This window comes from Brevibacterium moorei (assembly GCF_024580735.1).
In the GTDB taxonomy this organism is placed as follows: Bacteria; Actinomycetota; Actinomycetes; order Actinomycetales; family Brevibacteriaceae; genus Brevibacterium; species Brevibacterium moorei.
Genome location: NZ_JANIJX010000037.1, coordinates 1 through 20,445 on the forward strand (window position 1 = coordinate 1; position 20,445 = coordinate 20,445).

A 20,445-nucleotide genomic window follows, 5' to 3' on the forward strand; every position below is an offset into this window, starting at 1 on the left:
GGGCCCGCCGCTGCGGTTCTTCCCGCCGTCTCCGGAGTCCGCAGTTCTGCGGGCAGCCTTCAGACAGCGGGCCGTTTTCAGTCCTTGGGCTCCCAATGGTCGCCGACCTTGTGGTGCGTGTGTTCCAGGGCAGCATAGGCGACCTTATGGGCCTGTTCCTCGTTGCCGTATTCGGCCAGGGCCGAATCGTGGGCCTTCGCAAACGTCCGCTGCGCCTTCTCATCGGAGCGCAGCAGAGTATCCGGCAGCTCGGATTTCCTGGGCCGTCCCGACCCTGTGGTCTTGGGCATCCTCATCATCTCCTGAATGCGTCATTGCCGTTGGGCGTCGTGCGGGGAGTTGTCCGGGAAGTAGTGCCACCAACCGTACCGCGGATCCGGCGGGAATAGAACACCCGTCCTGCGGTGTTAGTTGAGTCGTACGCACTCAAGTCTAGGTTTTCACCATAGAAAAGGGAGGAAACATGGCCACATTCTATGGACCCCAGGGCAGCGGCGGCGACTCGTTCGAGGAGTTCCTCGCCCGCATCTTCCAGGGCCAGGGACAGAATCGCCAGGGCCGCGCGATCGACATCTCGCGGCAGCTGAGCAAGAAGACCAGGGAACTCATCGACGCCGCCGGCCGTTATGCGGTCGACCATGGCCACGCCGAGGTCGACACCCTGCACATCCTGCACACCATGCTGGGAGACGATCCGGCGGCTGGATCCGTCCGGGCCGCGGGCGCGGATCCGGCCGCACTGGCCGAGGCCGTGGAGGAACGGCTGCCGGCCGCCTCGGACAAGGAGGTCGAGGGCAAACCCACGCTGACCGGCGCAGCCCAGCGCGCGCTGCTCGACGCCTTCCAGGTGGCACGCGCCTTCGGGTCGACCTATATCGATCCCGAACACCTGTTCTTCGCCCTCGTGCTCAACCAGGACATGCCCGCCGGGCGCATCCTGGCAGCCGCCGGCGTCACCCAGTCGTCCCTGCAGGCCGCGGCCGCGGGCGCCCGGCAGTCCGCCGAGCAGCAGGGGCAGCAGTCCGGGGGACAGCAGGGCACGGCCCCTGACGACGAGGGCTCTCTGTTGCAGAAATACGGCACGGACCTGACTGCGCTGGCGGCCGAGGACGGGCTGGACCCGGTGATCGGCCGGTCCGAGGAGATCGAACAGACCATCGAGATCCTGGCGCGGCGAACCAAGAACAACCCTGTGCTCATCGGTGAACCCGGCGTGGGCAAGACCGCGATCGTCGAGGGCCTGGCCCAGGCGATCACCGAGGGCTCGGTCCCGGCCCAGCTGGCGGGCAAGCGCGTGGTGGCACTCGATCTGCCCGGCATGATCGCCGGCACCCGGTACCGCGGCGACTTCGAGGAGCGCCTGACCGGGGTGCTCGAGGAGATCGCCCAGTCCGGCGATGCGATCGTCTTCATCGACGAGTTGCACACCGTGGTGGGCGCCGGCGGCTCCGGCGAGTCGAACTCGATGGATGCCGGTAATATCCTCAAGCCGCGCTTGGCCAGGGGCGAACTGCACTTGGTCGGGGCGACGACCCTGCAGGAGTTCCGCACGATCGAGAAGGACGGCGCGCTGGCACGTCGCTTCCAGCCGGTGACGGTCGGGGAGCCCTCGGTCGAGGACGCGGTGCAGATCCTGAGCGGTCTGGCAGATAAGTACGCGCAACACCACGGGGTGGTCTACACGCCCGAGGCGATCCGCGCGGCCGTCGAACTGTCCCACCGCTACATCACCGACCGCTACCTGCCGGACAAGGCGATCGACCTGATCGACCAGGCCGGTGCGCGCTTGTCCCTGCGGCGCGGGCCGAAGGTCGACACCGCCGCCCTGCGGGCCCGCCTGGGGGAGCTGGAGGCGGAGAAGAACTCCGCCATAAGCTCGGAGCACTTCGAGCGGGCCGGCGAGATCCGCGACGAGATGGCGGAGCTGACCCGCGAACTCGACGCGGCGACGACGGGCGCCAAGCCGGGTACGGCCTCGGCGCCGGGGTCCGCGGCCGGAGAGCCGCAGACGGTCGACGCGCAGCAGATCGCCGAGGTCGTGGCCAGGGCCACCGGCATCCCCGCCGCCCGCATGACGCAGGAGAAGAAGACACGCTTGGCGCATCTGGAGGACGAACTGCACGAGCGTGTGATCGGGCAGGACGACGCCGTCGCGGTGGTCTCGCGTGCGATCCGGCGCAATCAGACCGGCCTGGGGGATCCCGCGCGGCCGATCGGCAGCTTCCTGTTCCTGGGCCCCACGGGCGTGGGCAAAACGGAGCTGGCCAAGGCGCTGGCCGGGTCGCTGTTCGACGATGAGTCCGCGCTGATCCGCTTCGATATGAGCGAGTTCGGCGAGCGCCACACCGTCTCCCGTCTGGTCGGCGCGCCCCCGGGATACGTCGGCTACGACGAGGCCGGGCAGTTGACCGAACGGGTGCGGCGCAATCCGTACTCGATCGTGCTGCTCGACGAGGTGGAGAAGGCACACCCGGACGTGTTCAACATGCTGTTGCAGGTCCTCGACGACGGGCGGCTGACCGACGGGCAGGGGCGCACGGTGGACTTCAGGAACACTGTGGTCATCATGACGAGCAACCTGGGCAGCGAGTTCATCGCGGCATCGGGTGCGCCGTTGGGGTTCAGCTCTGCGGCGGTGGGCGCTGGTGAGTCCGAGTTGCGCGCCAAGGTGATGGGCCGGCTAAAGGAGGTCATGCGCCCTGAATTCCTCAACCGGATCGACGACACGGTGATGTTCACCAAGCTGGACCGGTCGCAGCTGCGCCGCATCGTCGACCTGCAGCTGGCCGAGGTCCGCGAGCGCCTGGCCGCGCAGGACATCGCCTTGGAAATCGACGGATCCGCGCTGGACCTCTTGGCCGATCATGGCTACGAGCCGGAGTACGGTGCCCGGCCGCTGCGCCGGGTGATCCAGCGCGAGCTCGACGACGCGATCGCCGATCTGCTGGTGACCGAGGCCGCGGACGCCGGGTCGACCGTGCGGGCCACCGCGGTGGATGGTCGCCTGGTCGTCACAGCGGATGAGCCGGCCGGGTCTGCGCCCGTCGCAGGCTGAGCCCCCAGCCGGACACACAAAGCCCCCTGTGTTGTGGATATCCACAACACAGGGGGCTTTGTGTGTTGCTCAGGCGACCGTTTCGCGTGCAGCGGGCGCCTTGGCGCCGGCGTGCTGCTTGTGGCCGTGTGCGAAGTGGTAGAAGATGCCGGCGGCCACGACGATGACGGCCAGAATGCCGTACATCAGGGCGTAGCCGGTCTGGGCGACCAGGATGCCCAGGGCGATCGGCCCCAGGCCCACGCCCACATCGGTCAGCAGCAGCAGGGTGGAGATGCCGGTGCCCAGCTTGTCGGCGGACACCAGGTTCACGGCGATCGCCTGGCTGGCGGGCATCAGTGTGCCGTAGCCCAGGCCGGTCAGAGCGCCGGCCACGACGATCTCCCAGTTGGTATTCGCGATGGCCAGCAGTGCCAGGGCGAGTGCGAAGAAGACCAAGCCCAGGTAGACGACGATGTTGTCGCCGTGCTGATCCTGCACTTTGCCGAGGACGAAGCGCATGACGAGCATGGCTCCGGCGTAGGCGATGAAGAAGAACCCGGCGCCGGTGACCACGTCGCGCTGTTCGGAATAGCTGTTGAGGTAGGTGATGACTCCGGCGTAGCACAGGCCGACGAGCAGCATGAAGCAGCCGATCGGGATGACCGCGGGGTGGGCGATATCGCGCAGCGAGAACGAGGCCTTGGGCTCGGCCGCGCGGGCGGCCTTGCGCTGGACCTTCTGTTCCGCGTCCAGGGACTGGTGGGTCACCAGGTGCAGGACGAGGCCCAGCACCATTCCGACGACGGCGACGCCCAGGGCGATCAAGAACAGCATCGTGTAGTCGAAGCGGTTGACGATGATGAGACCCAGGGCGGGTCCGAAGGCGCTGGCCAGGGTGGCGCTGACTGCGAAGTAGCCGGTACCCTCGGCGCGCCGGGCCGCCGGGATCGTCGTCTGCGCCATGGCCATCGCCGCGGTTCCGGCGAAGGCATAGCCCAGGCCGTGGACGAACCGGACGATCAGCAGCAGCGACAGGGAGTTCGCCGGGACGTAGAGCGCGCAGATGACGGCGACGACGATGAGCGCCACCAGCAGCGTCCTGCGCTGGCCCAGGGTGTCGACGACATAGCCGGTAAACAGGCGGGCGACGGTCGCGCCGATGACGAAGGCGCTGGAGGCCAGACCACCGGTGGTGTCCGAGGCCGCGAACTGCTTGATCGCGTAGAGAGCCATGGTGGTGACCAGGCAGTAGAAGACAAGGAACTGGCTGAAGTTGATCAGCCAGGCCATCATGAAGGTGGGCGTCAGCAGGCGGGGCTTGGAATCAGTGGCCTTCTTCTGCGCATGTCCGGGGGAATCCGTGGTGCTGGTGGTGCCGAGGGTGTCGTGGCTCAACGACGAAGCGCCTTCCTTTCTGGAGGGACGAGAACGATGTCTCACAGTGGTGGCCCGGGCCGAAGCGGCGAATCGGGCGAATTCTATCAAAAGAACTATATAACTTAATACTATACCGGTTGTGGGGCGGGGCCCCAGTGGGGTCGGACACGCCGTTGTGAGGTGTCATCGTGTTGGGGTTGATCGCGCTGCGTTCAGGCACGCCAGCCCTGCCGCATGAAAGACTGGAAAGGTGTTCGACGCCGTGCTTGCCGTTCTCCTCTGGTTCCTGTATCTGCGGATGCGAGCCGGTGATCCTCGGCGCCTGCGCATCGCGGTGACGCTGGTATGCGCGGTCTGGTTCACGGCACTGGCCGTCTTCGAAATCCTGTTCTATCTGGGGCTGAACGTCTACATCCTGCTGATGGTCGCAGCACTGTTGGCACCGTTCTCCATCCTGGCCCTTGCCTTCGTGCTCCTGCGCAATGGACTGCAGATGATCCGCAAGGAGGGCCGCTCGCTGGGCAATTCCCTTGCCGGGCTGCTGGGCCTGGTGGTGCTGGCGATGCCCGTGCTGGGACTTGTGGTCGTTTTCGCCTTCGGTAATGCCGGGATCGGACTGGCGCTGCTCATGCTCTACGGCTGTGCTCAGGTGGGGTTGACGTTTCTGGTCTTCCTCGTCTTCACCGGCTGGTACGCGCGCCGGCCTACGCGCACGGATCCCGACGCTGTGGTGGTGCTCGGTTCCGGGCTGATCGGAGGCCGCGTGCCGCCGCTGCTGGCCTCACGCTTGGATTTGGGACTGGCCTGGTTCCGGCGCCTGCGCGGTGCGGGATGGACGGGGCCGCTCATCCCATCGGGAGGGCGGGGTCCGGATGAGCCGCGGACGGAGTCCGAGGCCATGGCCGAATACCTGCTGGAACGACTGGCCGAGGATGGCGGGGGAGGAGAGGCGGGGCAGGAGGGCACGGGTTCGGTCGCGGGCGGCGCGGATGTGATCGCCGAGGACCGCTCGCGCACCACGGAGGAGAACCTGCGCTTCTCCCGCAGGATCGCCGACGCCGAGGTCGCGCGCCGGGACGTGCCCGCGACCGGCCATCTGCTGGTCGCCACGAACGGGTATCACGTTCCGCGGGCCGCGCTGCTCTCGCGCAGAATCGGAGTGGACGCGGATGTGCTCGGGTCGAAGACCGCGCGCTATTACGTGCCCAGTGCCTTCATCCGGGAGTTCGCCGCCGTCGTGCTCATGCACAAATGGCTGCACGTGCTGCTGGCACTACCCGGCCTGGCCGCCGGGATCTGGTTCATCCTGGTCTTCATCTGAGTCGGTCCAGCCTTGTGTATAGGGCGGCTGACCGGGGAAGACGAAACTTCTGAAAACTTTGAACGTGCGAACTTTTCAGATCGGGCACGGAATACGGTCGCGGTGGTCCCCGCAGCTCTAGGGTGGATGAGTCCCACTCCCGTACCCCCGTAAGAGGTAACCGATGACGCGAGCGTTGAGCACATTCGTAGCGAAGGCCAGAAGGCGAAGTAGAAGGATCTGGGCCGGCGCCGCAGCGGCGGCCCTGGGGGCTGCGCTGCTCGTCCCCGGTGCAGCGCCGTCCCACGCCGCGCAGACCGGCACGCTGAAGTTCCATGTGACCAATGAGAACTCTGCCTGGGGTGGAAGCCTGCAACTGGTCGATCCAGGTGCCAAGCCCGACGAGTTCGGCCAGTACGAGGGTATCCCCTCTGATGAGGCCAAGGCCGAGGCCGATTCGGGGTGCAATCCCTTCGACCCGAGTGATCCCGATGACAGCAATGCCTGTGAACCCAAGACCGACGGTAAGTGGACGTTCTCCGGGCTGAAACCGGGTAAGGAATACAAGGCGTACTTCACCCAGTTCGAGACCAGCAACGCCGACTGGCACATCACACAGTTCCTCGGCTCGAAGAACTTCGGGATCGCAGCGGGAACCACTTACACGGTGCCGAAGCCCGGTTCGACCGAGAAGACCATAGAGGGAACTATCGCCTCCTTGACGGAAGCCCCCGTCGGTGAGTTGACGGTCACCGGGGGTTCGACAGTCGGCTCGACGCTGAAGGCGACGGTGCCATGGAACGGCCCAGACAACTATGGGGATGGCAGGGAATTCCCGATACGTCACAACCTCACCTGGCTGCGCGATGGTGAGGATATCGATCCCGACAGGGAAAGTATGGAGATGCCGGAGACCTACGCGCTCACCTCTAAAGATGTCGGTCATAAGATCTCCGTCTCGACATGGACCATCGCGAATAACTACACGCACTATGAAACCCGTCAGACCTCCAAGGAGATCTTGGTGACTGAGCCGGAGGGTACGCCGGAGCCTACGGAGAGTTCGGAGCCGACTGATACGGCTACCACGGAGCCGACGGACGAGCCCTCTTCGGTGCCCACGGACGAGCCAACGTCCACACCCACGGATGATCGGGTCGATGCCCAGGTGAGCATTGACTCTGGCCGGCCGGGGGATGAACTGACGATCTCCGGTCTGGACTCACTGGCCGGGACGAAGGTCGATGTGGTCTTCCACTCGGATCCCGTAACTGTGGCCGATGATGTGGAGGTCTCGGCTGCGGGTACGGTGACGACGAAGGTACCCGCACTCAACCCGGGCGAACATTCGATCCTGGTGCAGTCGGCCGACAACGCGAAGACCTTCGCGCGCTTGGACTTCACCGTGCTGGGCCGGCCGGCGGAGCCCAGCGAGACCGCAGAGCCCACGGTGCCCGGCGAGCCGACGGAGACCTCGGTGCCGGAACCTTCGGCACCGGGTGAACCCACGGAAACTGTCAGCGCCGAACCGACCGACCCTGCGACATCGGAACCCACCGACGACGCTGGCGATGCGGGGACCGAACCCGCTGCGCCGGGGTCCGGCGAGAGCGGTGCGGACGACGACGGCGGACTGCCGCGTACCGGTATGGAGCTGACTGCCGCGGGCATCGGCGCCGTGTTGCTCATCGGTGGTATCGGGCTGATGGTGATCAGTCGCCGCCGGCGGGGCTGAGGACCGCAGCCAGGAGCGGAAGTCACAGAATCATTGGACCGGCTGTTTCAGATTCCACCGTTCGAACAGTGGAATCTGAAACAGCCGGTCCAATGATGTGGCGACCCGGTTGCTCAAGCCTTCCAGAGTCCGTAGGAGTCGGCCAGGGAGGCGATCTTCTTGGCCCTGGTCAGACGCGGCAGGTAGGAGCCGTCGACGAATGCGGCGTCGCCTGCGGCCTCGGCCTCGCTGAGCAGTTCCTTGGCCCAGCGACGGTCGTCGGCGCTCGGTGCCAACCAGTTGTTGATCTCCTCGGCCTGCTCGGGGTTCAGGACGAGTTTGCCCGTCATACCCATCTTGATCGTCCACTGGCAGGCGGTCTCCACCGTCGCAGGTGCCGCACCCGCGGCGGACGGACCGTCGATCGCGCCGGGCAGTCCACCTACCCGGGTCGCAATGACCAGACGGGAGCGAGCGTAGGCAAGGGCGATGGGATCGTCGCCCACGCCGGTGTCCTTACGGAAGTCGTTGGTGCCCAGAGCCAGGCGGAAGGTGCCGGGGGCCTCGGCGATGCGGGTGGCGTTCTCGATCCCCACCGCCGTCTCGATCAGGGCCAGGACCGGCATGCCGGCTCCGGCGCGCATAGCCGTGAGCGTCACCTGGTCGGGCTTCTCCGTATTGGGCAGCATCACCCCGCGCAGGCCGGGCAGGCCGTTGAGCGCGGCCAGGTCGTCCTCCCAGTAGTCAGAGGTCGAGGCGTTGATCCGGACCCAGCCGGACATCCCCTTCGACAGCGCATCGACGACGTTGTCACGGGCCTCGGACTTCAGCGTGTCGGGGACGGCGGCCTCCATATCGAAGATGATCGAGTCGGCTTCGGAGCGCTGCGCCGGTTCGAAGAGTTCCGGTTTGGCGGCGTTCGTCAGCAGCCAGGTGCGGGACAGCTTGGCCGGGAGTGCTGCGGCGCGGGAGTTGCGAATCGAATCAGGCATGGGCCCAGTCTAATAAACGATTGCCGAGGTGACAGCGGGTGGCCGTGCGGCCTCGGCGTACGACACCGGTAGCTGTGGCGGGAGTCGATGTGCTGCGGCCCGGCTGGGCGCGTAGCTGCACTGCTTCGGGCCGTTCGACGGGTATTTCTGAAAAATGTGAAGACTTCGAACGTTCAAAGTTTTCAAGAGCTGGTGATTTGGACGACATGGTTCGCTTTCCGATGTGAACCTTGGGAAATGCCTCCACAGATCTCCATTGTCATGCCGGCGCACGACGCCGCTGCCACGATTCACCGGACTCTCGCGGCGATCCAAGCCCAGGAAGAGCCTCCTGGGGGTTTTGAAGTCGTCATCGTCGATGATGGGAGTACCGATGGGACCGCTGCCATCCTCGATTCTGCAGCCCGCACGGATGCTCGCCTTCGGGTAATACACCAATCGAACAGTGGATGGCCGGGCCGACCCCGGAATGTCGGGGTCGATGCGGCTCTGGGCGAGTATGTTCTCTTCGTCGACGATGATGATGTTCTGGCGCCGACGGCTCTGCGTGAAATGGGTACCGCGGCCAAACGATTCGACGCGGATGTCGTGGTGCCGCGGATGGGGACCGAAGGGGGCCGGGGAGTAGCGGCATTCAACAGGCACTTGAAGCCGGGACCCGTGGAAGTGGCCGACGTGGTTGCCTCGTTGTGCTGCCTGCGGATGATTCGACGTTCGCTCTTATTGGAGGGTGACATTCGCTTTGCCGAGGGTGCTGTTCGCCTGGAAGACGGGATCTTCATGTCCCAGGTCTATGCGCAGTCCGATCGCATCGTATTCGCCGGAGGCAAGCCTCTTTACGTCGCGGTCAGGCATGAGGCTTCCGGCCATATCTCGTCGCGCCGAGCGGACCCGTTCGAATACATGAAGTCGGTTGTGTCGATCGGGCACAACCTCGTCGGGTCCTCGGACCGGGTCGAGGACCTGATCGGTGAACTTGTGCGGACCAAGATTCTGCGGCGTTTTGACAGCGTGCACTGGTTGCAGAGCAGCCCCGGGGACCAGCGCATGTGGGCGAAGGCGGCAGCAGCCGCCCTGGTGGCCCTTGGAGAATTGGTGAAGTGGGACTTCGGCGTTGCGGCCCCGGCGTGGTCACAACGGTTCACCCCACTGCAAGCTGAGCGCATTGTGGCCCTGGTGCAGGGGAACCGGCGACGCCTGGATCGGTTGGCCAAGCTCGAACAGTTGATCAAGCCCGATTTCACAGTGCACAAGGTGTCTGCGGACGCAACCGGGTTGACCCTGCACGTGAGCGCTTCCATCGGGTTGTCCGGCGCCGACCCGGCCGCATCGAACCGGCGGAAGCTCGCGGCCGTTGCCCGTACCCTGCGCGCATTGGCCACCGGGGCCGGCACTTTGGGGGCCACGATGGGGTTGCGTTCTCTCCTCGGCAGGTCAACGGTACCCGGAGATGTGGCGGTCATCATGCAGACCGATACTGCGCGCCCGGTCCATTCCGCGCGGTCGGTGGAGCGAAAAAAGTCTAGGCCGGGGACCCGGAAGGGCGATCCGGGCTTTGTCGTCAGGGTTCCTCTGGACCGGATCGCGGAGCAGGGTACGTGCACCTTGTTCATGTGCGCTCTGGACGAGATGCCTGTGGGAGCACCTGTTCTTGTGCGGCTTCCCGCTACCTACGAAGGGGAAGGCTGTGGTTGGCGGATCAAGGTGAAGAAGAGCGGGCGTGCTGTCCTGGCGCGCGTTGGAGAGTCGGTTGCGGCGTAGCCCGCGGCGGGCCAGTTCTACCGGCGCCTTGCTCACTTGCCACCATATGAGACATTGAGACGCATAATGAGACGCTGCTTCTAGACTTGCCCTATGAGCACTTTCAAGATCGCAGTGATGCCCGGAGACGGCATCGGACCGGAAGTCATCGCCGAGGGCCTCAAGGTCCTCAACCGCGCCATTGCGGCCGCCGGTGACGACACCACGCTGGATACCAAGCTGTTCGAGGCCTCGGCCAAGCGCTGGCACGAGACCGGCGAGACCCTGACCGATGCGGAACTCGAAGAGCTCAAGGGCTTCGATGCGATCTACTTCGGCGCCTGCGGTGATCCCACCACCCCGTCCGGTGTGTTGGAGCGCGGCATCATCCTCAAGATGCGCTTCGGCTTGGACCACGGGGTCAACCTGCGGCCCTCGAAGTTCTTCCCCGGCACCACCAGCCCGCTGGCCAACCCGGGCGAGATCGACTTCGTCGTCGTCCGCGAGGGCACCGAGGGCGCCTATGTGGGCCAGGGCGGTTCGATGCGCACGGACACCGTCCACGAAGTCGCCACCGAGGTGTCCGTGAACACCTGGTACGGCATCGAGCGGACAGTGCGCTTCGCCTTCGAACAGGCGAACAAGCGCCGCAAGAAGCTGACCTACCTGCACAAGCACAATGTCATGGTCCACGCCGGCCACCTGTGGCGCCGCGTTGTCGAATCCGTTGCCCCGGACTACCCGGACGTGGCCGTGAACTATCAGCACACGGACGCCGCCATGATCTACCTGGTGACCGACCCGGCCCAGTACGATGTGATCGTCACCGACAATCTGTTCGGCGACATCGTCACCGACCTGGCAGCCGCCGTCACCGGCGGAATCGGCCTGGCGGCCTCGGGCAACCTCAATGTGTCCGGAACCGGTCCCAGCCTGTTCGAACCCATCCACGGATCCGCGCCGGACATCGCGGGTCAGGGGATCGCGGACCCGACGGCAGCCATCCTGTCGGGCGCCCTCATGGCCGAGAACCTGGGCCTGGAGGTCGTCGCCAAGGCGATCCGCACCGCAGCCGAGGCCGACCTCGCCGAGCGCGGTACCGCGCAGCGCTCGACCAGCGAGATCGGCGATGCGATCGCCGCACGGATAGGCTGAGGCGATAAACTGAAGTACGCCATTCCGGCGTTCTGACCATCTCGTGAGAGAGAAAGCTGTTATGTCTAATTTTGAGGTGAACAAGAATCCTCAGCCCCGCCCCGCTGAAATCCGCGACCTGCTGCTGCAGAAGCCGGCGTTCGGCGTGGAATTCACCGACCACATGGCGCACATCCGCTACACGGACGAACAGGGCTGGCACGGCCGTGAGGTCGTTCCCTTCGGTCCGATCCCGTTGAATCCCGCCGCGGCGGTCCTGCACTACGCGCAGGAGATCTTCGAGGGCCTCAAGGCATACAAGCACGCAGACGGCACGATCTGGACCTTCCGTCCCGACCGCAACGCCGCCCGCATGAACAAGTCCGCCGTGCGCATGGCCCTGCCGGAGATGAGCGAAGAGGACTTCGTCGAGTCCCTCAAGGCCCTGGTCGCCCAGGACAAGGACTGGGTGCCCACGCCGAAGGACGAATCGGACGAGGTCAGCCTGTACCTGCGCCCGTTCACGTTCTCTGCGGAGTACTTCCTGGGCCTGCGTCCCACGGAGCAGGCGGACTACTACGTCATCGCCAGCCCCTCGGGCGCCTACTTCTCCGGCGGCGTGAAGCCGGTGGACATCTGGCTGTCCAATGAACTCAAGCGCACTGGCTCCGGTGGCACCGGCTTCGCGAAGACGGGCGGCAACTACGCCGCCTCCACCCGCGCGATGATCGAGGCCAAGGAACAGGGCTGCGCCCAGGTGATGTTCACCGACGCCGCGGAATCGAAGTACCTGGAGGAACTGGGCGGCATGAACCTCATGCTGGTCACCTCCGATGACAAGCTCGTCACCCCGCCGGTGTCCGATACGATCCTCGACGGCGTGACCCGCCGCTCGCTGCTGGACCTGGCTCCACGCCTGGGCCTGGCCCCGGAGGAGCGCCTCATCACCGTCGACGAATGGCGCGAGCGCGCCGCCGCCGGTGAGATCGTCGAGGCCTTCGCCTGTGGCACCGCCGCCGTCATCACCCCGATCGGCGCGCTGAAGTCCACCGACTTCACCGTCGAGATGGGCAGTGAGCCCGGCGAGAAGACCATGGCGCTGCGCAAGGCCCTGCTGGACATCCAGTACGGCCGCGCCGAGGCCCCCGAGGGCTGGATGGTCCAGCTCGCCTGAGCCACCACCGGCCCCACCCGTCCACTACTTGACGAAATGTCGAATTTCCGGCGCAATCGCCGATTTTTCGACATTTCGTCAAGTAGTGGACGTTGTCGTATATGGACATAGACGAGGAGAAGAACAGTGACCGACGATCCGTTCCTGTGGCTTGAGGACATCCACGGCAAGGACGCCCTGGACTGGGTGCAGGGGCAGAACACCCGCACCCGCGCGGACTTCTGCGATGCCGACTTCGACGCGACCGCCGCGGCCATCCACACCGCCCTGGACTCCGAGGACCGGATTCCCGGGGTGTCCAAGATCGGGGACCACTACTACAACTTCTGGCGCGATGCGGCGCATCCGCGTGGGATCTGGCGGCGCACCACCTGGGACGAATATCTGAGCGATTCCCCGGACTGGGAGGTCCTGCTCGACGTCGACGCCCTGGCCGCAGCCGACGGGATCGACTGGGTGTTCCACGGCTCCCGCCTGCGCCGGCCCGATTACGACCGGGCGCTGATCTTCTTGAGCCCAGACGGCGGGGACGCGCACACGATCCGCGAATTCGACCTGGGGACCGGCGAATTCCTCGCCCCCGAGGACGGCGGCTTCGTGCTGCCGACGGCCAAGGCCCAGGCAAGCTGGCTGACACCGGACAAACTGCTGGTGGCCACCGACTTCGGCCCCGGCTCCATGACCGAATCGTCCTATCCGGCATCGGCGCGGGTGCTGCAGCGCGGCCAGGACCCGGCACTGGCGCGCGAGGTGGCGGCCGTGCCGCTGGACGAACTGGAGATCTCCATCGCCGTGGACCACACCCGCGGTTTCGAGCGGGTGTTCGTCGTCGAGGTCCTGGACTTCTTCAACACCCGCCTGAAGTTCGCGCCCCTGCCGGACTTCCTCGCAGCACTCGACGCGCCCGATGGCGGGAGCGATTCGGCCGGCTCGGTTGTGGCCGAGGCCCCCGCCGGCGGGGCGAACGACCCCTCCGGCCGCCCCGATGTCCCGTGGACCACCATCGACGTGCCCACCGACGTATCCGTCGACGTCGACCGCGAACTGCTCCTGCTGCGTCCGCGCACCGACTGGGGCGAGGTACCGGCCGGCGGATTGGCCGTGGCCGAACTCGCGGCCTTCACCACGGGCGATACCTCGGTGCGGATCCTCTTCACCCCGGACGAGCACACCAGCCTGCAGGGTTGGTCGATCACCCGCAATTACATGCTGTTGGGCCTGCTGCGCGATGTGCAGTCCGTCGTGCGCGTGGTCGACCTGGGCCACGGCTTCACCACCCGCGATCTGCCCGGCGTGCCCGCCAATCACACGGTGTCCGTCGCCGCGGTAGATCCCGACGATGAGCACCATGAGTCGGCCGACGACTTCTGGATGACCGTCTCCGGTTTCCTCACCCCCACCACGCTCATGCGCGGGACGATCCTGGACGTGCCGGCCGGTCCCCATGAGCCGGCCACTGCGCAGTCCCTGGCCCCGGAGCCCAGTCCACAGGTGCGTGCGGCGGCGCGCATCAGGGGGACCTCGGCCACGGAGCCCGTACGGATCAAGAACGGGCCCGAACTGTTCGATGCGACGGGTTTCGCCGTCACCCAGCACTTCGCCACGAGCGCCGACGGCACCCGTGTGCCCTACTTCCAGGTGGCACCGGCGGACATGGAACTCGACGGCCTCAACCCCGTCTACCAGGACGGCTACGGCGGCTTCGAGCTCTCCCGCCTGCCCGGCTACGCGCCCACCATCGGCCTGGGCTGGCTGACCCGGACGACCGGGCCCAACCCCGGCCGGGCCGAGGCGACGGGGCCGGCCCCGGCAACCGGCGCCTCGGCCGCGGGGACTGATCCGGTCGGAACCGGGGCCGGTGGCACCCTGCCGACCGGTCGGCGCGGCGTCTACGTGGTCGCCAACATTCGCGGCGGCGGCGAATACGGCCCCACCTGGCACACCGCGGCGCTGCGCGAGAACCGGCACCGCGCCTATGAGGACTACGCCGCGGTGGCCCGCGACCTGGTCGACCGTGGCGTGACGACCCCCTCACATCTGGCCTGTGCGGGCGGCTCCAATGGTGGCCTGTTGGTGGGCAATATGCTCACGCAGTACCCCGAGCTTTTCGGGGCGATCAGCTGTGGGGTGCCGCTGCTGGACATGCGCCGCTATACGAAGCTGTCCGCCGGTGCCTCCTGGATCGCCGAATACGGTGATCCGGACACGGACGACTGGGACTTCATCAAGACCTTCTCGCCGTACCAGCTGATCGACTCCCAGCGGCGCGCGGCACAGGACTATCCGCCTGTGCTGTTCTGGACTGCCACCTCGGACGACCGGGTGGGCCCGGTGCAGGCGCGCAAGATGGCGGCGAAGATGGAGGACTGGGAGGAGGTCGCGGATCGGGTCTGGTTCTTCGAGGACACCGCCGGTGGCCATTCCGCAGCCGCGGACAACCGCCAGGCCGCCGAGACCCGCGCGCTGACCTATTGCTTCCTCTGGCGGCAGCTGACCGGGGAGTAGCCGGGTCATCGGCGCCAGGGTACGCGTTAGGCTGGGCTTATGAGCTCAGAGAATCGTGACTTCCATTCCGAACGCAAGGTCCCCGGCGGCAAGCTGATCGTCCTGGACGGCACCCTCACCGACGGGGTGCTGAGTGCACTCCAGCTCTCCGGGGACTTCTTCATCGAACCGGAAGAGGGCTACTTCGCGATCGCCCCGGCGCTGCTCGGCGTGGCCACCACCGACGACCGCGCCCAGATCATCGAGCGCATCGACCGGGCCCTGGCCGGGGCCGCCCGTGAGGCGGGCATGTCGGCACCCGCCCTGCACGGCTTCTCCGCCGCGGACGTGGCCTGGGCGCTCAAGCGGGGGATGGCGGGCGCCACGGAGTTCTACGATCACGACTGGGATTTCATCCACGACGTGGTCCGCCCCACCCGCCACAATGTGGCCCTGGACCAGGTACTGCTCGAAGAGGTCGCGGCCGGCCGCCGCAACCCCACCGTGCGGTTCTGGGAGTGGGAGGACACCGCCACCGTGATCGGGGCGTTCCAGTCCTATGTCAACGAGGTCGATCAGGCCGGCGTGGACAAGTACGGCGTCGAGGTGGTCCGGCGGATCTCCGGCGGCGGCGCCATGTTCATGGAGGGCGGGAACTGCGTGACCTTCTCCATGTACGCCCCTGGATCCCTGGTCGCGGGTCTTGACTACGAGGAGAGCTACAAGTATCTGGACACCTGGGTGCTGCAGGGGCTGCGGGACCTGGGGGTGAACGCCTTCTACGTGCCGATCAACGACATCTCCTCCGACCACGGCAAGATCGGAGGGGCCGCGCAGCGGCGTCTGACCGACGGGCCGCTGCTCCATCACGACACGATGAGCTATGACATCGACGCGGACAAGATGTCCGAGGTGCTGCGCGTGGGCAAGGCGAAGCTCTCCGATAAGGGGATTCGCTCGGCCAAGAAGCGGGTCGACCCGCTGCGTCGTCAGACCGGTGTGCCCCGTCAGGAGGTCATCGCCGCGATGCAGCGGGCCTTCATCGGCCTGACGAACGCCCGGATCGGCGAGGTCACCCAGGCGGAACTGGACCGGGCTCTGGAACTGGTGGAGACGAAGTTCGGCACCGAGGCCTGGACCCACCGGGTGCCCTGAGCCGACCCCGCCCCTCCTCCAGACGGAGGAGGGGAAAACCCCACCCGGGCACGGGTGCGCACCGCATTCCGCGGGAGCCCTCGGATTCCTAGGGTGGAGGGTATGGATCTCAGACAGCCCGCACCCGCTCCCACCGGCCGGGATGACTCGCCCACCGCCAGGCTCGACGGTCTGGATGCGATCCGCGGGTTCACCCTCGTGGGGATCCTGCTGGTCAACATCGGTCCGCTGCTGCACCTGCCCGTCATCGACACCTCGGGCACAGTCCTGCCCGCCTACGGCTGGCTCCAGGACTTCGTGCAGAACCGGTTCTTCCCCATCTTCAGCCTGCTGTTCGGGGTGGGCTTCGGCATAATGTGGCGCCGCGGCTACACGGGGGCGCAGTTGCTGCGACGGATGCTCTTCCTAGCGGTGTTGGGCTCTGTCCACCAGCTGTTCCAACCCGGCGAGGCCCTGCTGCCCTACGCCCTGGACGGCCTGGTCCTGCTGGTGCCGATCAGCCGGCTGCCGCGGGCCACCGCCAGGGCGCGCGCCTGGACGGATGGCTGTCTGGGGCTGGCCGGGGTGTTCCTCCTGGCCGCCGGGGTGTGCCTCGGCGGGGGACTGGCACTGATTCCCGGGCTGTTCCTGTTGGGCGCCCTGGCCGGGGTGCGCGGCCTGGCCCAGCGCATCGAGGCGTGCCCGCGGGCCGGCTGGACGGCCGGCAGTACTGCGATCGTCGGCGCCTCGTTGACCTTGTTGGTCTTCGCCCAGACCACCGCGCTGGAACGCCTGGCCGACACGCGCCTGTCCGCGGGCCTGGGCCTGCTCATGGCCGCCACCTATGTCGCGGCCTTCATCTTCCTGCTCTCCACCCCGGTCCGCCGCCCGCTGGTGGCGGTTTTCGCTCCGCTGGGCCGGATGGCGTGCACGAACTATCTCAGCGCGACCCTGTTGATCCTGCTCTTCTCCCTGGCCTTCACCGGCGAGTTCGGCATCGGTGCAAGCCCGGCGGGCCAGCCGGCCGAGCAGATGTCCGCCGCTGCCGGTACCGTTGCCTGGCGGGTGGCGCTGCTGTTCGCCGGCGTGGTCTTCCTGGCCCAGTGGGCCTGGTCGACCGCCTGGCTCCGCCGCTTCCGGATGGGACCGGTGGAGTACCTGTGGCGCTGGTGCACCGGCTGGCGCCGGCCGCAGCTGCGGCGCACGACCTCCACCGCCGCCGAGGTCCCCGCCGGCCGGGCGGGCATCTCGGCCGCAGTACCGGTGGCGGGTTCCACCAGCTGAACCCGGCTGTCTCCGCACGGATGCGTCCTACTATGCTTGTCTGGTCCGCACCCGTCTTCCAAGGAGCTTCCGTGCGCCAGGTCGAACCGTCCGTCGAACTCATCGCCCAACCCCAGCTGGACTGGGACGCGGTCAACGCATATCTGGGTGAGGTCTCCGGTTCCAGCTGGTCCGACCGGGTCGCCGAACAGGACAGTCCCGATGCCGAGGACCTGGTCGAGTTCGCCGGACGCATGTGCTACCGCTCGTGGGAGCCGGGCCTGAACAAGAACGTCTCGCGCGTGCGCACGGATTCGACCGCCTACCTGGGCAATGTGATCGGCAGCCAGCACGGCTCCGTCCTCGAACATGCGAACTTCACCTTCATCTTCCACAACGTCTCGCGGGTTTTCACGCATGAGCTGATCCGCCACCGTGCCGGCTCCGCGTTCAGCCAGGAGTCCCTGCGCTATGTGCGCCTCGACGACATCCCCCTGTGGTTCCCGGAATGGGCGCGTCAGGACTCGGAGCTGATGGAGCGCTCGCTTAAGCTGCTCGATCAGATGGAGGAGCACCAGAAGTGGATGGCCGAACACTTCGGACTCGACTCAGAGGGCCAGAAGTTCTCACACAAGAAGCACATGACGTCCTTTATGCGCCGGTTCGCCCCGGAGGGCCTGGCCACCGGGATCGTGTGGACTGCGAATCTGCGGACCCTGCGACACGTCATCGAGATGCGCACGGCCAAGGGCGCTGAAGAGGAGATCCGGCTGGTCTTCGACCGGGTGGCGCGTATCATGCGTGAGCAGGCGCCGGCGATCTTCGCCGATTACACCGTCACCGAGGACGGGGAGTGGATCCCGGGGACCCGCAAGGCCTGATCCAGAAGACCACCAGCACGATTCGATCCCCGGGGGCTGTGAGCGGGGCCTACGCCCCGGGATACCGCAACGCAAAGGAGCACGCAGTGGCAATCATCCATCAGGCCGAACTCCAGCCGGGCAAGCTCGAACTCATCTCCGAGTGGCTGCCCTACCAGCCGTGGGCGCAGCTGGGCGAGGACACCTCGTTGGTCAAGGTCGGCAGCTATCGTTTCGACGATCCAGCAGGTGAGGTGGGCGCCGAGGTTCTGCTGGTCCGCGTGGTCCCCAACGGGTGGCGCGCCGTGCTGGCCGAGGCAGCCGGTGAGGAGTCCCTGCCGTTGCTGCAGATCCCGCTGTCCTACCGGGATGCGCCCCTGGACGGGGCGGAGAATTCCCTGCTCGGCACCATGCAGCACTCCGTGCTGGGCAAGCGCTGGGTCTACGACGGTGCCGCCGATCCGGTTTTCGTCGCCGAGGCCGTGCGCGCCATCGTGGAAAGCGGTGAGTCAGTGCCCTTCATGGTCGAAACGGAGACCGGCCCGCAGGAGACGACCCAGGAGGTCGTGCGCGCCTGGGGGACGGGGGCACCCGAGCCCTATGGTCCCGAACTGCGGGGGCCAGCGGCCGATGCCGAAGCCCGCGGCCTGCCCGTGGTCCAAGAGCTCGAGGGCCTGTCGATCAGCCGGCTGGGCGATTACACGCTGGCACTCGAACGCAGTCCGGGCGGTTCCCGCGGCACCGCCCTGGACACGCCGGCAGGCCAGCTGCTGGTCCAGCTGCCGGTGGTCCAGGGCAAGCCCGCCCGGACGGTCGTCGCGGCCCGTCTGATCGACTGAGCGGTTTCACCCGGCGGGGAGTCCGTGGTGCACCCGCCGTACGGTCGTATCACTATGCGGACGTGGGTGTGGACTGTGTGCAGGGGCGACTAGTCTGAGGTGTTCGTCAATCCCCGACGGTGGAGGGTGAGTCCATCCACCGTCAGACCCGCAGCACGACCCCGTAGACACACCCCAAGGAGCACACGCCACCATGAGCAGTAGTACCGCCACGTCCACCGGCGGCCAAACGCACACCGGCACCGGATCGACCACCGGTCGCATCCTGACCTATGCGGGAGCGATCCTCGCATTCCTCATCGGTTCGGGCTTCGCCACCGGCCAGGAGATCTTCCAGTATTTCACCGCCTATGGTCGCTGGGGCGTCTTCGGTTCCGGTCTGCTGGTCATGGTGCTGTTCGTCTTCATCATGGTCGAACTGTTCACCACCGGTCAGCGGGAGCGGTTCGAGCGCCCCGGCAAGATCTTCCACTACTACGGCGGCCGCGCCCTGGGCACGTTCTTCGACTACTTCACGATCGTATTCATCTTCCTGATCTTCACCGTCATGATCGCAGGCGCCGCGGCGACCGCGAACGAACAGTACGGCGTCTCGCCCTGGGTAGGCGGTGTGGGCATGACCCTGCTGGTCATCGTCACCGCCTGGTTCGGCCTCAACCGGCTGGTCGACATCATCGGCAAGATCGGACCGCTCATCGTCATCGTCGCGATCATCCTGGGCATCGTCGGGATCATCCAGAACCCCGGCGGGATCAAGGAATCGGACACCCTGCTGCCGACCCTGGAGGTCAAGGCGGCGGCCTCGAACTGGTTCATGGCCGGCTTCAGCTACGTGGGCTACAACATGCTGGCCACCGTGCCCTTCCTGGCTGCCCTGGGCAAGACCGCCAAGGTGCGCAAGGAGGCCGTCTGGGGCGGTGCCCTCGGCGGGTTCTTCTTCGCCGCGACCTGCATCGTCGTGGGACTGGGCCTGCTGGCGAACCTGGCCCAGACCTGGGATGCGCAGATCCCCATGCTGGTCCTGGCCCGGCAGCTGAGCCCGGCGATCGCCGCGATCATCTCCGTGATGATCCTCGCCGGCATCTACACGACCGCCGTGCCGATGCTGTGGACCGTCAGCTCCAGGTTCACCACCGACGGCACCGGCTCGTTCAAGATCACGACCATCGTGCTGGCGATCGTGGGCATGTTCATCGGCATGTCCTTCGACTTCTCCACGCTGGTCAACATCGTCTACCAGCTCAACGGCTACGTCGGCATGCTGCTGTTGGCGCTCATGATCATCCGCGTCATCGTCCGTCTGGTCCGCAGGGAGCACCTGAAGCACCAGGCTTCCTGAGTCACCCGGGACTCAACCCGAATGAGCAGGCGCTTTGGTCTGATTCTCTTGCGAGAAC

The 20,445-nt window shown here is 66.5% G+C and carries 15 protein-coding genes; 12 read left to right on the plus strand and 3 right to left on the minus strand.

Annotated elements, in window-relative coordinates:
- Positions 1–77: 77 nt before the first annotated feature.
- Complete coding sequence (locus NQ034_RS15315) at positions 78–290, minus strand: ChaB family protein (protein WP_257049906.1); 213 nt, start codon at positions 288–290, stop codon at positions 78–80.
- A 173-nt stretch (positions 291–463) separates the two neighbouring features.
- Between NQ034_RS15315 and NQ034_RS15320 the strand changes: the two genes are divergently transcribed.
- Positions 464–3,055 carry an ATP-dependent Clp protease ATP-binding subunit gene (locus NQ034_RS15320; RefSeq protein WP_257049907.1) on the plus strand — a complete coding sequence of 864 codons (2,592 nt, stop codon included), beginning with the start codon at positions 464–466 and terminating at the stop codon, positions 3,053–3,055.
- A 69-nt stretch (positions 3,056–3,124) separates the two neighbouring features.
- Here the strand turns inward: NQ034_RS15320 and NQ034_RS15325 are convergent, their stop codons facing one another.
- Positions 3,125–4,432 carry an MFS transporter gene (locus NQ034_RS15325; RefSeq protein WP_257049908.1) on the minus strand — a complete coding sequence of 436 codons (1,308 nt, stop codon included), beginning with the start codon at positions 4,430–4,432 and terminating at the stop codon, positions 3,125–3,127.
- A 244-nt stretch (positions 4,433–4,676) separates the two neighbouring features.
- Between NQ034_RS15325 and NQ034_RS15330 the strand changes: the two genes are divergently transcribed.
- Positions 4,677–5,735, plus strand: a complete 1,059-nt coding sequence (locus NQ034_RS15330; protein ID WP_257049909.1) for a YdcF family protein — start codon at positions 4,677–4,679, stop codon at positions 5,733–5,735.
- A gap of 175 nt (positions 5,736–5,910) precedes the next feature.
- A complete protein-coding gene (locus NQ034_RS15335; RefSeq protein ID WP_257049910.1) occupies positions 5,911–7,449 on the plus strand; it encodes a hypothetical protein in 1,539 nt (512 codons plus the stop codon).
- A 113-nt stretch (positions 7,450–7,562) separates the two neighbouring features.
- Here the strand turns inward: NQ034_RS15335 and NQ034_RS15340 are convergent, their stop codons facing one another.
- A complete protein-coding gene (locus NQ034_RS15340; RefSeq protein ID WP_257049911.1) occupies positions 7,563–8,420 on the minus strand; it encodes an HpcH/HpaI aldolase/citrate lyase family protein in 858 nt (285 codons plus the stop codon).
- A 237-nt stretch (positions 8,421–8,657) separates the two neighbouring features.
- Here NQ034_RS15340 and NQ034_RS15345 point away from each other — a divergent pair, with 237 nt between their 5' ends.
- The 9 genes from NQ034_RS15345 to NQ034_RS15385 all read left to right on the plus strand — a co-directional run bounded on the left by NQ034_RS15345 (position 8,658) and on the right by NQ034_RS15385 (position 20,387).
- On the plus strand, positions 8,658–10,181 hold the full coding sequence (locus tag NQ034_RS15345) for a glycosyltransferase family 2 protein (RefSeq protein ID WP_257049912.1): 1,524 nt from the start codon (positions 8,658–8,660) through the stop codon (positions 10,179–10,181).
- Between the two features lie 93 nt (positions 10,182–10,274).
- Positions 10,275–11,315, plus strand: coding sequence for a 3-isopropylmalate dehydrogenase (locus tag NQ034_RS15350; RefSeq protein ID WP_257049913.1), 1,041 nt, complete (start codon positions 10,275–10,277; stop codon positions 11,313–11,315).
- Between the two features lie 61 nt (positions 11,316–11,376).
- On the plus strand, positions 11,377–12,468 hold the full coding sequence (locus NQ034_RS15355) for a branched-chain amino acid aminotransferase (protein WP_257049914.1): 1,092 nt from the start codon (positions 11,377–11,379) through the stop codon (positions 12,466–12,468).
- A gap of 126 nt (positions 12,469–12,594) precedes the next feature.
- Positions 12,595–14,973, plus strand: a complete 2,379-nt coding sequence (locus NQ034_RS15360) for a prolyl oligopeptidase family serine peptidase (protein ID WP_257049915.1) — start codon at positions 12,595–12,597, stop codon at positions 14,971–14,973.
- Positions 14,974–15,012: 39 nt separating this feature from the next.
- Entirely contained in the window at positions 15,013–16,107 is a 1,095-nt protein-coding gene (locus NQ034_RS15365) for a lipoate--protein ligase family protein (RefSeq protein ID WP_257049916.1), read from the plus strand.
- Positions 16,108–16,209: 102 nt separating this feature from the next.
- Positions 16,210–17,370, plus strand: coding sequence for a DUF418 domain-containing protein (locus tag NQ034_RS15370; RefSeq protein WP_257049917.1), 1,161 nt, complete (start codon positions 16,210–16,212; stop codon positions 17,368–17,370).
- Positions 17,371–17,441: 71 nt separating this feature from the next.
- The gene (thyX, locus tag NQ034_RS15375; RefSeq protein WP_257049918.1) at positions 17,442–18,230 is read left to right on the plus strand and encodes an FAD-dependent thymidylate synthase; all 789 of its coding nucleotides are present in this window, start codon (positions 17,442–17,444) and stop codon (positions 18,228–18,230) included.
- 86 nt (positions 18,231–18,316) lie between these two features.
- On the plus strand, positions 18,317–19,048 hold the full coding sequence (locus NQ034_RS15380; protein WP_257049919.1) for a maltokinase N-terminal cap-like domain-containing protein: 732 nt from the start codon (positions 18,317–18,319) through the stop codon (positions 19,046–19,048).
- Positions 19,049–19,241: 193 nt separating this feature from the next.
- Positions 19,242–20,387 carry a YkvI family membrane protein gene (locus tag NQ034_RS15385; RefSeq protein WP_257049920.1) on the plus strand — a complete coding sequence of 382 codons (1,146 nt, stop codon included), beginning with the start codon at positions 19,242–19,244 and terminating at the stop codon, positions 20,385–20,387.
- Positions 20,388–20,445: the final 58 nt, after the last annotated feature.

Excerpts from the sequence above, each read along its gene's own strand:
- NQ034_RS15320 (WP_257049907.1), top strand. The coding sequence starts at position 464 with ATGGCCACATTCTATGGACCCCAGGGCAGCGGCGGCGACTCGTTCGAG.
- NQ034_RS15350 (WP_257049913.1), top strand. The coding sequence starts at position 10,275 with ATGAGCACTTTCAAGATCGCAGTGATGCCCGGAGACGGCATCGGACCG.
- NQ034_RS15355 (WP_257049914.1), top strand. The coding sequence starts at position 11,377 with ATGTCTAATTTTGAGGTGAACAAGAATCCTCAGCCCCGCCCCGCTGAA.
- NQ034_RS15340 (WP_257049911.1), bottom strand. The coding sequence starts at position 8,420 with ATGCCTGATTCGATTCGCAACTCCCGCGCCGCAGCACTCCCGGCCAAG.
- NQ034_RS15370 (WP_257049917.1), top strand. The coding sequence starts at position 16,210 with ATGGATCTCAGACAGCCCGCACCCGCTCCCACCGGCCGGGATGACTCG.
- NQ034_RS15365 (WP_257049916.1), top strand. The coding sequence starts at position 15,013 with ATGAGCTCAGAGAATCGTGACTTCCATTCCGAACGCAAGGTCCCCGGC.
- NQ034_RS15385 (WP_257049920.1), top strand. The coding sequence starts at position 19,242 with ATGAGCAGTAGTACCGCCACGTCCACCGGCGGCCAAACGCACACCGGC.
- NQ034_RS15315 (WP_257049906.1), bottom strand. The coding sequence starts at position 290 with ATGCCCAAGACCACAGGGTCGGGACGGCCCAGGAAATCCGAGCTGCCG.
- NQ034_RS15345 (WP_257049912.1), top strand. The coding sequence starts at position 8,658 with ATGCCTCCACAGATCTCCATTGTCATGCCGGCGCACGACGCCGCTGCC.